Raw genomic sequence first — 13,905 nt, forward strand, 5'->3', positions numbered from 1 at the left:
CGACACATCAGCCAACTGAGGGACACAACACTCATGACTGCCATTGCCATCATCGGCGCCGGACCCGGGCTCGGCCTGGCCGTCGCGCGCCGATTCGGCCGCGAGGGCCACTCGGTCGCGTTCATCTCACGCAACCGCACCCACCTCGACGAGCTCGTTAACGCTGTGTCGGCAGACGCTGTAACGGCCGACGGTTTCACCGCTGATGCCCGCGACGCTGCCCAGCTACGGTCGGCTCTGGCAGCGGCGGCCGACTCGTTGGGCCCGATCGAAGTGCTTCAGTACAGCCCGGTCCCCGCGAAAAGTTTCATGCACCCCGTGCTGGAGACCTACCCGGCGGACCTGGCGGGCGCGATCGAGCAGTCGGTGTACGGTCCGGTCACCGCCGTGCAGCAGGTACTGCCCGGTATGCGGGCATTCGGCCGGGGAACGCTGCTCTTCGTCAACGGCAGCAGCGCCGTCCGTCCGAACCCTGACGTGGCGGGTACCTCGATCGCGTTCGCCGCCGAAAGCGCCTACGCCGAAATGCTGCACGAAGTGCTGCGCCCCGAGGGCATCCACGCCGCCCAGTTGATCATTCCGCAGGGGATCGGCGGAGGAGACCCCGCGCACGAGCCGGACGCCCTCGCTGACAGGCTGTGGCGGATGCACCGGGATCGCGGCGAATTCCGCGTCTACGCGGCCCCCTCCCCTGACACCCACCCGCCCAGACCATCCGAAAGGACACACGAGCTATGGCAAACACCCAGCGCTTCACCGGCAAGGTCGCGTTTGTGACCGGCGCCGCCAGCGGAATCGGACGCGCGACCGCACTCGCTTTCGCTCAGGAGGGCGCCCGTGTCGCCGCCATCGACCTGCCCGGCACCGACCTCGACGGCACCCGTACCCACATTCTCGCGGCCGGCGGTATGGCCATCTCAATCGAGTGCGACGTCACCGATGCCGCACAGGTCATTCGCGCGGTCGACAAGACAGTCGCCGAGTTTGGTCGCTTGGACGTTGCGTTCAACAACGCCGGCGTGGAGCAGTCGAACACTCCGTTAGCCGATCTGGACGACGACGAGTGGGACCGCATCTTCGCCGTCGATGTGCGGGGCCTGTTCCTGTGCATGAAGCACCAGATCCGGTACATGGCCGCCAGCGGTGGCGGCACCATCGTGAACACCTCCTCCGGGGCCGGTGTCGTCGGTATCCCGGAGCAAGCCGCCTACGCTGCCGCGAAGCACGCGGTGGTCGGCCTGACCAAGTCGGCCGCCCTGGAGTACATCGGCTCGGGGATCCGCATCAACGCGGTCGCCCCCGGCGTGATCGACACTGCCATGATCGAGCGGGTCACCGATGGTGAGTCAACGAGCATGGTGGAGCAGGAGCCCATAGGCCGACTCGGCCGGCCCGAAGAGATCGCCTCGGCCGTGCTGTGGCTCAGCAGCGAAGACTCCGCCTTCACCGTAGGCCACACTCTCGTGGTCGACGGAGGACAAACCGTTGGCTAACCTGCTGGGTCCCCGCGCCGCAGCCCTGGTGGCCGTTGCCGCCGCGACTCTCATCGGCCTCGCCGGATGTGCTCCCGGTTCCGAGCCAACGGACACCACACATTGGACGACGCCCGCATCCGCGACACCGACACCGCCATCAGCCTCCGCGCCGATGCCCGCCGAAAACCCGGAGGCCCCAGTGCCCACTGAAACCAACATCACCATTACCGTGAACGACACGACCGTCACAGGAGTGCTCCAGATCAACGCCGCGTCGGCATCACTACTGGCGCAATTGCCGCTTGAGCTCTCCTTTAAGGACTTCGGCGCACAGGAGAAGATTGCCGGCCTGCCGGCGCCCTTGTCGCTGGACGGGATGCCCTCGGGCGGCAGCGCCGAACCCGGCACGATCGGGTATTACGCCCCGGATCAGGCACTCGTCCTCTACTACGACACTGTCGGCTACTACAGCGGCATCATCCCCATCGGTACCTTCAACGAGGTCGCTGCAGTGCGGAATGCACCCGCCTTCGTGAGCACCATCACCACGAACTGACCCCCTGAATCGAGAACTCCCACCATGACCGAGTCTCCACGGCAGTTTGACGGCGGCCCACGCTACGTCGGCGATATCGGGCAGCCGGCCGCCCACAATGTCACCACGTCCAGCACTCCGGTGATCGACGGACCGGACGAGCGCCGCCTCCCCCTCCTGGCGCTGATCTCCCTCGCGTTGATCGGGTTCATTCTCTTGGCGATGGAGACCATGCCCGCGGGCCTGCTGCCCGATATCGCCGCCGGCATGGCGACGAGCGAGGGAAGCGTGGGCCTGCTCGTCAGCGCCTACGCGCTGGGCACCGTGATCGTCACGGTTCCCGCCATCTCGCTCACCCGTCGGTTCCGTCGCAAACCGCTCCTGCTGATCAGCATCGTCGGCCTGATCCTGGCCAACGCCATCACCGCGATCTCCCCCGATATGGCCGTGTCGCTGGTGTCCCGGTTCATCGCCGGTTCGTTCTCCGGAGTCATCTGGGGGATGCTCGCGGCCTACGCCATCCGCATCAGCCCACCCGCCCGCTCCGGTCTCGCCCTGTCGATCATGTCGATCGGCGCTCCGCTGGGATTCGCGTTCGGCACCCCCCTTGGCGCGTTCATCGGCGGGCTCACCGACTGGCGCTGGTCCTTCGCCGGGCTCAGCATCCTGGGTCTGCTGGTGGGCCTGATCATCCTGGTCTGTGTGCCCGACGCGCCAGGACTGCCGGCGGCAACCCGTCTGCCGCTCCGCAGTGTGTTCCGCCTTCGCGGGGTACCGATCGTCCTGATCGTGATCGTGGTGTGGATGCTCGCCCACAGCACCATCTACACCTACATCGCCCCCTACCTTCGGACCACCAGTACCGGCATCGCCCCCGACCTGATGCTGCTCGTCTACGGTATCGCGTCGCTCGGCGGAGTCGCCCTCGTCGGCGTCTTCCTCGACCGCCATCCGCGGCCGCTGCTACACCTCTCCGCCGCGACCTTCACCGCCGCAGGGGTGGTGTTGCTGGTCGGGCACGCCTCGATGCCCGCGATACTCATCGCGGCAGTGCTCTGGGGCGTGAGCTTCGGTGGCGCGGCACCGCAACTGCAAAACGCGCTCACCCACGCCGGAGGCGACAACGCCGACATCGCGAACTCATTCCTCCCCGTCGCGTTCAACCTCGCCATCTTCGGCGCGGGCATCCTCGGTGCCCTGCTGTTGACCGCGGCCGACGGCCTCATCCTGCCCGCCGCCATGACGGTCCTCGGACTACTCACGCTGGCCCTCACCGGAATCGGGCGGCGCACCGCGTTCGCCGCACGCCACTGACCGCAGTGGAACAGCAATCGACTCACCCACCAGCATCGAACCTGGCAAGGACTTCGACACTGCCACGAACCTCGACGAAGTACCCGACAGCTACCGGGCAATGAATGCCAGCGCGAACCTCTCGTCACGTCCTGATCCACCTCACCGAAGCCGGAAGAAGCAGAACCATGGCGATCAGCACACCCGCTGAGGACAACGACAGCCGCGCCCGCGCAGGCCTGATGGCCCGCGCCGCTCCCACCGTCGGCGACGCCATCGCCCGAGCCCACGCCACATCACTCCGGGAAGCTGGCGCCGACTCTGCCCAGAGCACCTGGATACAGCACCGTCTGGACCGCGAGCTCGAGGCTGCCCGGGCAGCCCTCCACCGGGCGCTTGAGGACGAAACCAGCCGTAACGACGCACTTCAACTCGCCGAACTATTCGAACTCTGCAGAATCTGGCGCACCGTGGACCCGGAGTTCGCCGAACACGAAGCACAAATAACGCACGAGCTCACCCACACGCACGGCATCTCCATCCAGCCCAAAGCACAAGCCCGCGAATCTACTCAGGTTCCCCCAGAAAGGACACTCCCCAAATGAAAAAGCACATGCTCCTTGCACCCCTGTCTCTTGCCCTGCTGATCTCTACGACCGCCTGCACATCCACCGCATCGACCCCGACAACCCCATCGCCCGGCACGAGTTCCGCTGATCAAACCGGCCCACTGAACGGAGAATGGCGGATGACATCCCTCGAAGGAAGCGGCCCAGACGCCTACACGGAGATCCCCTACGGCGGGCAGATCGACTTCAACTCCGAAACCGTTTCCGTCCAAGCGATGAACCCCGACACCACGGCGCCCGACACCGCCTACACGGTGCAGGGCTATGAGGCGTTCTACGGCGACCTCTCCGTTGACGAGGAGGCCGGCACCTTCTCGGTCGAAATCGAATCGGCCCTCGCCCGAGAACTAATCGGACAGACCCTGACCCGCAACTTCGAGGTCACCGACGACACCCTCGTGCTCACCCCAGTTGACGTCTCGGAAGGCTGGCGCGCCACTTACGAACGCCACGCCGACTAGCCCCAGCTGCTCGCCAGCCCAATATTGACCCACAGTGGAGGAAAGCATGACGAGAATGACCCACCAGCTCAGGAGCGTTGCCGTAGCCGCCGCACTGGCCGTGCTTCTGGCATCGTGCAGCGTGGACCCCGATCCGCGCCCGACGACCGCCTCCCCCGCGGCTCCAGACGCGTCACCGTCCGAAGCACACACCCCGGACGCTCTCGCTGCTCTGGGCCAAGACGCCGTCCCCATCGCCACCGGTCTGGCTGCTCCGTGGTCGGTGACATTCGTCGGTGACACGGCGATCATCAGCGAACGGGACAGTGCCCGCATCCTCGAACTCTCCCCCGACGGCACGCCCAGAGAGATTGCCACCGTCGCCGGTGTCAACAGCAACGGCGAAGCGGGGCTCCTCGGCATCGCGGTCGACAACCAAAATCGCCTCTTCGTGTATTCCACCGGAAACGACGGGAACCGCATCCAGCGATTCGACATCACCGGCACGCCGGGCTCGCTCGGCCTCAACGCCCCCGTGACCATCCTCGACGGCATCCCCGCAGCCAACTACCACGATGGCGGCCGACTCGCCTTCGGACCCGACGGGATGCTCTACGCAACAATCGGCGATGCCGGCCAGCGCACCGCCGCCCAGGACCTCGACTCACTTTCAGGCAAGATCCTTCGGATGAATACGGACGGTGTGGCGCCCGATGACAACCCGTTCCCCGGCTCGCTCGTGTACAGCTATGGTCACCGGAACCCCCAAGGCATCGCCTGGGCCGAAGACGGGACCATGTTCGCCACCGAGTTCGGGCAGGATACCTGGGATGAACTGAACATCATCACCGCCGGAAGCAACTACGGCTGGCCGACCGTCGAAGGCATCGCCGATGAGACAGGGCTCGTCGACCCCGTGCAACAGTGGACTCCCGACGAAGCAAGCCCCAGCGGGATGACCCAGATCTCAGGAACCCTGTTCATCGCCAACCTTCGCGGTGAGGTGCTCAGGGCGATTCCCGTCGCGGACCCGTCGACACACACCGACTACTTCGTTGGCGAGTATGGCCGCCTCCGGGACGCGGCTCTCGCCCCCGACGGGTCATTGTGGTTCCTCACCAGCAACACTGACGGCCGCGGAGATCCGACCAGCGAAGATGACAGGATCATGACGGTGGAAATAGTCCGATGACCGCGACCTAAATCTCCCTACGACAGAATCCCGCCGCCGGAAACTGTGTCAGAACTGCCCACCGAGACGGGGGGCGGCAGATTTGGTTCTGACCGACCTCGTGAACAGCAGTTTTAGACTTTCCGAGCGCTACCAATTTACTTATGCGCGTCCCGCGAAAAACGATCATTTTGTGGGCACGTGGATGAGCGCGCTGCCGGGCGAGGGCGGAACGCCGAGTTGACTATCGATCCGCTGTGTTTGCGCCCGCGTTCAGGTTAACTTTAGGTGTGACCAATTCACCTGACTCACCTTTCCAAAGCAAAAACACCACCAACCCTGACACGGCTGCGGCTGAGGGAGGGCAGGAAGATCCGCGCACTACCGATCCACATGCCTCTAGTGAAAAGAACGAGAAGATCCTGGCGGACGCAGATCAACGAGATGATGAAGCCGAGCTTCGCGATGTCGAGTCCGACAAGCGATCTGAAGCCGCCGACCTGCAGGCCTTTTTAGATACCAACTCGTCCTATGCCGGTCCTGGCGAACGCCGTGCGGCCGCAGTGGATCGCTCCAACGCTAAGAGCGACCGTGAATCTTCCGCTGCCGATCGAGCCCAGCTGTCCGAGCAGGAAACCAACCCAGACTAGGGTTGTCAGCCCCGATGGTCGATACCTTCTAGTCGCCAACCCAGGGCACAGAAGAGCATCCCGGCAGAACTGTCTCCGTGATCGACACCGACACTTTTGATTTTGTCCGCGCTGTCGAGACCGGCGCGCGTGATGTCACCATCGACCCGACGAGTCGACACGCCAACATCACCAACACCTTTGACGACACGGTCTCAGTACTTGATCTCAAAGAGATGACGGTGATGGCTAGCGTTCAGGTCGGATCGATGCCGAACGGGATCACCTTCACCAGCCAGGCGGCCGGGTTTGCCCCGACTGTCGAGCTGGACCTGAAGATGGACGCCAATGATGCGCCCGGCATGAAGCACTGACCCGTGCGGTAAGTGAGGTCCGGTGATTCCTGCGTCGCGAGCCAGGGGTCTGCGAAACAAATGTAGCTGTCTCGGCCCTTTCGCGCACCCGTCCCTGGGGCAGAATCCCGTATATTTCCGCGGATCGCCTGGATATGGCATCCGCGCTGGCACGGATGGATATGGGCCGATACCGGTCACGTGAAGTGATTCTGGTCAGTTTCTGGTCACACCTGAGTGCCGGTTGGAAGGCTCCCGGATAGCCCAAGGCCGATGTCAGCGCCGGGCCTGGGACTATTTGGTGCGATTCTGGTCACAGAGTCGAGTACGAGGATATCAACCTGGCGTCGCCGCAACACATGCCGCATCACGTCCATCAGCCGCGCCCACTGTTGATGCGGTAGAGCCTGCAGATGCCCGCAACCAAGGTTGCCTTTGTGGCGCGGTTGGTAACGCCATCCGCTGGTTTCCGGGCTTAGAGTACGCGTCGCGCTAAAACGCTCAAATAGGCAGGTTACATATTCCCTGATGAGCGGATATTTACCGGAGACTCGAACCAAGAACCTAGCGTCCCTATTCATTTCCATTCAGACTTCTCACAGGTAAAAATAAGCAATTCATCGCTGACCGGCATAAAGAACGAGAGGCAAGCCAAATCCGCCTGTCGCTCTAGCGATTTTCGGACGTCGGTCAACCATTGAGTGGAAATGAAAAAACCCCCGCGTGACCGGGGGTTTTGTTACTGCTGGGGTACCTGGACTCGAACCAAGAACAAATGATAGCCATCTGGGCTACGCCACTCCTCTGCAGCTGGGGCGGAATCCCGCGGATTTCCGCGGATTTCATGGATTAAGTGTACGCGCCGGCACGGACTGATACGGGCCCATTCTGGTCACACGGTGAGGTTTCTGGTTCGTTTCTGGTCACAGAATCGAGGTCATTCGGTCTATCAGGACACCCGCTCGCGGCGCCCGGCTGCCTTGTACTCTTTGTCCCTAGCGCCGGCGAGTGACGCAGACTCTCGCGCCGAACGTTGATACAAATCAGATGTCGATCGGACCGGGCGAATCCGGCGCTGCCGTGGGTTCACCGTCGAGAATTGCGTTCACGATCTTCTCCGCACGTGGCGTGAGGACATCGCCGGGGTAGAACTGCTCGTAGAGTTCGCCTGCGTCCTCGAGCGTGTGGACGTTACACAGAGCGAGGAGGAGTCTGATATCGCGGGTGTCGCGCCCGGGGCGGTTCGCTCTGAGTTTCATAACCAGCATCGCCTCTTTGGACGCCACTTCAATGACAATGCCACCCTCATCGTGGATGATCTCCCACTCAACGGCGCGGCCGAGTGTGGGGATGGCGTCGACCTTCGTGACCTCGAAGTTCAGCCACTTCGCGTCCCACCCGCGCCTGAAGGCGACCCTCTCGGCGGCGGCAGCGACGGACTCGTCCGAACCGGGATTGACGTGAAGGACATCTAGGTCCTGCGTCGTCCCCCTGTCGAAGTAGCGTAGGGCAAGTGCCGCACCGCCCACGAGCCGGATGCCAACAACCTCGCCCTCATCGCGAAGCTCGGCGGCAAGATCTCGAAGGCCGATGATGATCGCGCCACGATCGAGCGCAGTGGCTGTCATCAAACGCTCGCGAAGGTATCTGCCCAAGCGAGGACGCCGCGTTCGGCGAACTCGTCCGGAACGTCCTCACGCTCGGGTGCCGGGTCGGCCGGATCGACCCGGAAGACGACAGGTATGGTCAGTGCGCGATTGAGGTCGTTGACCCACCCGGGGAGCGGGATGCTTTCCTGATTGAGCCTCCATGCCACAAGAGCCGCAATCGCCGCATCCCACACCCGATCTCCGGTGCGCTCCGGTTCCGTCAGCCCAAGGATCCCCCGGACCAGTCCGTGTTCGGCGGTGAGATTGTCATTTAACTGGAGGAGCGCCCGGAGTGCCCGGTCTGGGTCATTAGCGCGCAAGTGTTCACGAATCGCCTCTGCCGAGGTGGCAGCGTCGTCCCGCCGGGTGGGAGCGGCGTACAGGCGGTATCCGGTGCCAGCAAGTAGCCGGTCAACTGTGCTGTAGGCGGCGTCTCTACCCCGTTCATGATGAGAGACGCTGGCCTGATCGATGCCGGTCAACTCTGCAAGTCTCGCCTGAGTGATATGTCGGCTCCGGCGGGCGGCCCGAACCAGGGTGGATGACGCTGCCATGAAAGTCACCTTACCTTCACAAATATGATTCCTAAAACATATTATAGACGCGCTTCGCACAACTATGAACGTTGATCGCCTGCGGTAACCCGCCTCGTGCGCTGTGAATCACCGGAGTCATCGGCTAGACCCAAGACTGCGCAGGCACGGCATGCCTTCGAGATCGACTCTTTCTTCAAGAGTGCTTGGCTCCCGAGGGTGAGCCGGTCAAGCCGCACTCCCCGCACCGCAGCAAGATCACCAGGCGTGCGGTCGTCTCATATGGAGTGACCCTGTTTTCGGACGATGATGGCTAGCTCACGCTGTCACCGGTCGCGGTCTCGTCACGGGGCTGATCCGGCATCAAGCCGAGGGCACGTGCCCGACGGTAGAACGAGGCCCGGGACATTCCGAAGTCGCGCGCCACCTGCCCCGTTGGTTCTCCAGCCTCGATGAGGCGGTTCGCGCTGCGGATCTGACTGTTGGTGATCCTTCGTGGGCGGCCGCCCAGGTTCTTGCCGTTTTTGCGACGTTTGTCGATCGAGTCCAGGACGCGCTCTCGCTTGATTTCGTGTTCCATCTGTCCGAGAGCCACCATGACCGTGAACAGCATTGAACCCGTCGGAGTGCCTGTGTCAACGTCACCGCCGCCCAGGTTGAGGACACGAAGGGCAACACCGCGCTCCCTGAGGCCTCTGGCAAACGCGAGCACGTTCTGCGCCGATTGCCCAGCCGGTCCAAGGTTGTGATCACGAACGTGTCGCCAGGCTCGAGCGCTTTAAGTGCGACATCAAACTGAGGCCGAGACGCTCTCGCTCCGGCACTCCCCAGATCGACATACAGGTCGTCACGCCGAACGCCTGCCGCCAGAATCTCGAGCCGCTGAGCATCCGTATCCTGCTGCCGAGCCGAAACCCGCGCATATCCAATGAGCTTTATCACCGCACTCCTTCGCTGTCTCATAACTAGCGATGCGCACTGCCCCTTTACGAAAAGGTTACGCGACGTAGTTACAAGACGTCCCAGGATCTGCGGTTCAGGAGGGCGCTCCGAAAACGCAGGTCGCGCCGATAAGCCGTCTCATATTCCTAGGGTTTCGAGACACGAATCCGGGTTCGTGGAGTCATGCGCCTCGCATCTGACAGTCTCCGGTCGCTGGCTCGGCAGTGATGGGCGCAATTCCGCTCACTGCGTGCGGGCGCGCTATTTGTCGATGGGCGGAAGGACCTGCTCGGTGCCTACACCCATGGTGACTGGTGAGGTGTTTGTGGCATCAAACGCCACGCTGAAGGGCGGGTCGACGTCAATGGACTCGGCCAGTCCCGGGTCGGTGGTCAGCGTCGGGTCGAGCGACTGGAAGCTAACTTCGATTAGGCCCGGCACAGTCGAGGAGCTCTGGGAGACCTGCACCTGTCGTTCGGCGGAGACGTACTGGCGGGTCTGTCTGGACACCTCGTTGGCTGCCGCTTGGTATTCAGCTGCGTTGAAACCCACAGACTCGACGATGACGAAGGGCAAGCCGGTGTTCTGTAGAAGTACGACGGCGTCGGCCGGAGCTGATCCCTTGAACGCCACATGCATGGCGGGGGTCTTGTCGAAGAACGCGTAGCCGAACTCATCCGGAAATTGCTCCTCGATGGCTGCGGTGGCGGTTCCAAGCGGAGCATAATTTGCTTCCCAGAACTCATCGTCGCCGGGAATGGAGGCGTCGGCGGGCGGAGTATGTGGCAGGACCTGCTCGGTACCCACTCCCAATAAAGCGCTGGCCCCCGCAGCATCATTAGGTTCGGATACGGGAGGCGTAGCGCAACCGGACAATACCAGCGCGGCTAGCCCGGCGGCAACGAAGCGGGAACCGAGCTTGTTCATTTTCGTCCTTCAAAAGTTGTTGCCAGCATTCGCGCGAGCCAAGTGGTCGATCCGCTCCAAGCGGATTCACCCGTCCATTCAATAATGTCCGGAACATGCCCCCGGGTCCCGTCTGCCCCGAACTGGGGTGTCCCCTGGACGCCTGCGATGAAGGCCGAGAGTGAATCCATGGCGGGTCCAACCGCATGCGACGAGCGGCAGGAGATTTGTCTCGTATCTGAACCTGCCTCGCATCTCTAGGGTTACGAGGCACTTCTTCGGTGACGCCGGGTCAGCATCCTGATGCTGCTCTCCCCGAAAGCGCGCGGCACCAGCATCGCATTCCTCATCGGCTGGGTCCTGGGCGTCGTCGTCGCGGTCGTCGTGCTCACCTTTGTGTCGTCCCTCCTCCCGGGAAGCGACAACGACGCATCCAAGCCGATCAACGGCGTCATTAAGATCATCCTCGGCGCGCTGCTCCTCCTACTCGCCACCAAGCAATGGCGCTCACGCCCCCGCACCAGCGCCGAACCGCCGCTGCCGAAGTGGATGGCCGCCATCGACTCCATGACCCCAGTGCGCGGACTCCTCCTCGGCTTCGCCCTCTCCGGGGTCAACCCCAAAAACCTCCTGCTGGGAGCCGCGGCCGGCATGGCGATCGGCTCCGAGGGGCTGAGTGCCGGCGAGGCCAGTCTCACAATCGTGATCTACACCCTCATCGCCGCCTCAACTGTCGCCGTACCGGTGATCGCCTACCTGGTAGCCTCCAACCAGATGGCTCGCCCCCTTGAAGAGCTCCGCACCTGGCTCGTCCACAACAATGCCACCGTCATGGCCGTACTGCTCCTCGTAATCGGGGTTGTTCTGATCGGCAAGGGCATCGGTTCGTTCTGACAATCGCAAAGGCGCCACCTAGTCCACTAGCGCTCAGACCTCAAGCGATCCATTGGGAAGGGCCCGAAGGAGTGTCACACAACGCCCGTTCTTCTTCACCGCGGACGGGGGAAACCCCATGGTGCAGGGTCGCAAACACAAGAATCTCAGTCACACGCTGCGCGTCGTCGACGCGAGCGGAACTAGAGATCGATCCGCCCCGAGTGGTGGGCAAAGGCTGGTGCGAAACGGATGCTAGGTCAGGAATGGCTGAAAGAAGGGGTAGTCGGTGTAACCCTTGGCGCCCAGAGCTCCTTCCCCGTAGGACGTGGATGAGTCCGGTTCGTTGAGGGAAGGCCATCCTTCCAGCGGAGGGCAAGATCAGGGTTTGCAATGGTCGGCCGGCCGGCAACGACAGCGTCCGCCAGCCCATTTGTGAGCAGCGCAACTGCCTCGTCACGTATCGTGATGGTTTCAAAGTCGCTGTTGACCAGGAAAACTCCATCGAAGCGCGTGCGGAGGTCTTGGACAAGATCACTCGATGGTTCATGAAGGAGCATGCTCAGGTAGGCGAGCTTGAGCGGAGCGATGCTGTCCACTAACACGTTACGGCGGTGGACCAAGATGGCGCCTTTTAGAAGCGCTCCTAAACCAGCGTGGGCCGTGCCTGTGAACTAACTCCCGGACGACTTAGTGTCAGGCAAACTTTCATTAGGCGTATCGCTGTCGGTGTATTCACCCTCGACTTGCGTATCGTCGACGGCTGGTTCAGGCGAGCCAGCCCCTGGCTCGGAATCGGTGTATTCGCCATCACTGCCGGGATTGGCTTTCATAGGATTCTCTCTCTGTGGAAGGGGTTAGCAGTCTATTTCCCTGAAACGGCCTGGTAAAGGCGCTAAGGCCGATATCCACGCAGCCTCGCCCGTGTTTCGTGGAAACTTCACGCCTGCGACAATATTGCGGCCCGAAGGCAGGGAGCCTAGCTCGGCAAGTGGCCAAGGTCGGATTGTGGAGTCAAAAGCCCTCGCTTTCGGTGGGCAAACTGCGCGAAGCTGATTGGGTCGCGTCCAAGTACGTCGCGAACAGATTGAGTAAGCCCAGCGGCCATTCGCAGTCGTGCTGTGGTGTAAATCGCCAGGGTGACGAAGACCATGCCCCAGGGCATCACGAGGCGTCGGCGAGCGTGGAGCGCGTAGCGAATCGCTCCGGGCTGGGCGTACCGGATCGGACGTCCAAGCTCCGCGGTGAGGATCTGCGCGATCCGCTCGTAGGTTATCGCTTCGTCGCCGGTCACCGTCAGCGCCTTGTTGGAGTACGTGTGAGGGTCGAGGAGAACGGCCGCAGCTACAGCTCCGACATCTTCTGCGTCGACGAACGCCGTCGCACCTCGGCCGGCCGGAACAACGAGCTCGTTGCGGTCACGGATGTCCGTCAGATGGGTGGTGCTGAGGTTCTGGTGAAAGAACGATGCGCGGACGAATGTCCAGGAGATCCCGCTGGTGCGAAGCCAAGATTCGAGGGCGGCGTGCGGCACTACCTTGTTCTTTTCAGCGCCCTGAAGCGAGAGGAATACGATCTGCTCCACGCCCTGCTCGCGCGCAAATTCAAGGGCCGGGAGCATCTGTTTCTTAGGCTTCCCGAGCTGTGGGGGTCGCAGGAGAAACATCTGACGCACCCCACTGAACGCTGCCGTCCACGTGGACGGATCGGTGAAGTCGAGACTGACAGTTTCCACCCGATCGCCAAACATCTTGCTGACCGCGTCACGGTCTCGTCCCGCCGCCCGTACCGTCCTGCCAGCGCTGAGGAGTGCCTCCACCACGGCGTGACCCACGTTCCCTGTCGCCCCGGTCACCAGGATCGCTTCTGAAGCTCCGGCAATGTCCGACTCGTTCGTCTGGTGCATATGTGTAGAGTACACCTATGACCGATGATCATGACTGGGACCAGATTGACGCATCCCTTATCCGCATGCGTCGCCTGTTGGAGATCCCGCGCGGGGCGACTGACGACGTTGATCTTTCAGCCGTGTTTGTGGTGGACACGATTGCTCGACGCGCGAAGGACGGGATGTCAACACGGATCGCCGACATCGCTCACCACCTCTCAGTGAAACCGTCCACGGCAAGCCGACTCGTCCGTTCTACCGAGGCGGCCGGCTACATTCAGCGCTCCATCAGCCCGGATGACCCGCGCAGCGTCGTTCTGCACCTCACGTCGACGGGCGAAGGACTCAATACCAGCGCTAGGGACTTCCGAACAGACATTCTCCGCAAGGCGACCATAAAGTGGGACGCGAACACCATAGCCACTTTTGCAGGCCTGTTGGACGAATTCTCCCGCGCAGCATCTGCGAGCACGGCCGACTGCTGAACTCAACCGCTCGCAACCGCTCGCAACCGCTCGCACCGCTCGCAACCGCGACTAGATACTCAACCTCGAACTGAACCTCAAGGTAGAGGCCGACGGGCTGGCTT

The 13,905-nt window shown here is 62.6% G+C and carries 16 protein-coding genes and 2 pseudogenes; 11 read left to right on the plus strand and 7 right to left on the minus strand.

Annotation, left to right across the window (positions count from 1 at the left end; genetic code table 11):
• Positions 1-33 precede the first annotated feature (33 nt).
• From B7495_RS11030 to B7495_RS11065, 9 genes are all read left to right on the plus strand, one after another.
• The gene (locus tag B7495_RS11030; RefSeq protein ID WP_088456608.1) at positions 34-777 is read left to right on the plus strand and encodes an SDR family NAD(P)-dependent oxidoreductase; all 744 of its coding nucleotides are present in this window, start codon (positions 34-36) and stop codon (positions 775-777) included.
• Positions 735-1,493: a glucose 1-dehydrogenase gene (locus tag B7495_RS11035; RefSeq protein ID WP_088456609.1), complete on the plus strand. Its 759-nt coding sequence runs from the start codon at positions 735-737 to the stop codon at positions 1,491-1,493. The genes B7495_RS11030 and B7495_RS11035 overlap by 43 nt, the downstream gene beginning before the upstream one ends.
• 154 nt (positions 1,494-1,647) lie before the next feature.
• Positions 1,648-2,031, plus strand: coding sequence for a cyclophilin-like fold protein (locus tag B7495_RS11040; protein ID WP_205748670.1), 384 nt, complete (start codon positions 1,648-1,650; stop codon positions 2,029-2,031).
• 24 nt (positions 2,032-2,055) lie between these two features.
• On the plus strand, positions 2,056-3,324 hold the full coding sequence (locus tag B7495_RS11045; protein WP_168195309.1) for an MFS transporter: 1,269 nt from the start codon (positions 2,056-2,058) through the stop codon (positions 3,322-3,324).
• 167 nt (positions 3,325-3,491) lie between these two features.
• Entirely contained in the window at positions 3,492-3,908 is a 417-nt protein-coding gene (locus B7495_RS11050) for a hypothetical protein (protein ID WP_088456611.1), read from the plus strand.
• 143 nt (positions 3,909-4,051) lie between these two features.
• Entirely contained in the window at positions 4,052-4,393 is a 342-nt protein-coding gene (locus B7495_RS11055; RefSeq protein WP_205748671.1) for a lipocalin-like domain-containing protein, read from the plus strand.
• Between the two features lie 46 nt (positions 4,394-4,439).
• Complete coding sequence (locus B7495_RS11060) at positions 4,440-5,564, plus strand: sorbosone dehydrogenase family protein (protein WP_088456613.1); 1,125 nt, start codon at positions 4,440-4,442, stop codon at positions 5,562-5,564.
• A gap of 269 nt (positions 5,565-5,833) precedes the next feature.
• A complete protein-coding gene (locus tag B7495_RS18825) occupies positions 5,834-6,193 on the plus strand; it encodes a hypothetical protein (protein WP_151199564.1) in 360 nt (119 codons plus the stop codon).
• 77 nt (positions 6,194-6,270) lie between these two features.
• On the plus strand, positions 6,271-6,546 hold the full coding sequence (locus tag B7495_RS11065) for a YncE family protein (protein WP_088456614.1): 276 nt from the start codon (positions 6,271-6,273) through the stop codon (positions 6,544-6,546).
• A gap of 1,022 nt (positions 6,547-7,568) precedes the next feature.
• Here the strand turns inward: B7495_RS11065 and B7495_RS11070 are convergent.
• From B7495_RS11070 to B7495_RS11085, 5 genes and pseudogenes are all read right to left on the minus strand, one after another.
• The gene (locus tag B7495_RS11070; protein WP_088456615.1) at positions 7,569-8,153 is read right to left on the minus strand and encodes a hypothetical protein; all 585 of its coding nucleotides are present in this window, start codon (positions 8,151-8,153) and stop codon (positions 7,569-7,571) included.
• On the minus strand, positions 8,153-8,656 hold the full coding sequence (locus B7495_RS11075) for a Cro/Cl family transcriptional regulator (RefSeq protein WP_240632211.1): 504 nt from the start codon (positions 8,654-8,656) through the stop codon (positions 8,153-8,155). Before B7495_RS11075 ends, B7495_RS11070 begins: the two co-directional genes overlap by 1 nt.
• 364 nt (positions 8,657-9,020) lie before the next feature.
• Complete coding sequence (locus B7495_RS19650) at positions 9,021-9,305, minus strand: helix-turn-helix domain-containing protein (RefSeq protein WP_370028279.1); 285 nt, start codon at positions 9,303-9,305, stop codon at positions 9,021-9,023.
• Positions 9,282-9,670: pseudogene (locus tag B7495_RS19655) on the minus strand (recombinase family protein); the annotation flags it as partial. The gene B7495_RS19650 and the pseudogene B7495_RS19655, both read right to left, overlap by 24 nt.
• Positions 9,671-9,910: 240 nt before the next feature.
• Positions 9,911-10,576, minus strand: coding sequence for a hypothetical protein (locus B7495_RS11085; protein WP_151199565.1), 666 nt, complete (start codon positions 10,574-10,576; stop codon positions 9,911-9,913).
• Between the two features lie 282 nt (positions 10,577-10,858).
• Between B7495_RS11085 and B7495_RS11090 the strand changes: the two genes are divergently transcribed.
• Positions 10,859-11,449 carry a GAP family protein gene (locus B7495_RS11090; RefSeq protein ID WP_088456618.1) on the plus strand — a complete coding sequence of 197 codons (591 nt, stop codon included), beginning with the start codon at positions 10,859-10,861 and terminating at the stop codon, positions 11,447-11,449.
• A 234-nt stretch (positions 11,450-11,683) separates the two neighbouring features.
• On the opposite strand, the pseudogene B7495_RS19365 reads toward B7495_RS11090, so the two are convergent.
• Positions 11,684-12,033 (minus strand): annotated as a pseudogene (locus tag B7495_RS19365) (alkene reductase); the annotation flags it as partial.
• A 374-nt stretch (positions 12,034-12,407) separates the two neighbouring features.
• Positions 12,408-13,334 (minus strand): NmrA family NAD(P)-binding protein, encoded by a 927-nt coding sequence (locus B7495_RS11100; protein WP_088456619.1) that lies wholly within the window; start codon positions 13,332-13,334, stop codon positions 12,408-12,410.
• Positions 13,335-13,351: 17 nt separating this feature from the next.
• Between B7495_RS11100 and B7495_RS11105 the strand changes: the two genes are divergently transcribed.
• Positions 13,352-13,801 (plus strand): MarR family winged helix-turn-helix transcriptional regulator, encoded by a 450-nt coding sequence (locus B7495_RS11105; RefSeq protein ID WP_088456620.1) that lies wholly within the window; start codon positions 13,352-13,354, stop codon positions 13,799-13,801.
• The last annotated feature ends 104 nt before the right edge of the window (positions 13,802-13,905 follow it).

The organism is Cryobacterium sp. LW097, from assembly GCF_002205495.2.
Classification (GTDB): Bacteria; Actinomycetota; Actinomycetes; order Actinomycetales; family Microbacteriaceae; genus Cryobacterium; species Cryobacterium zongtaii.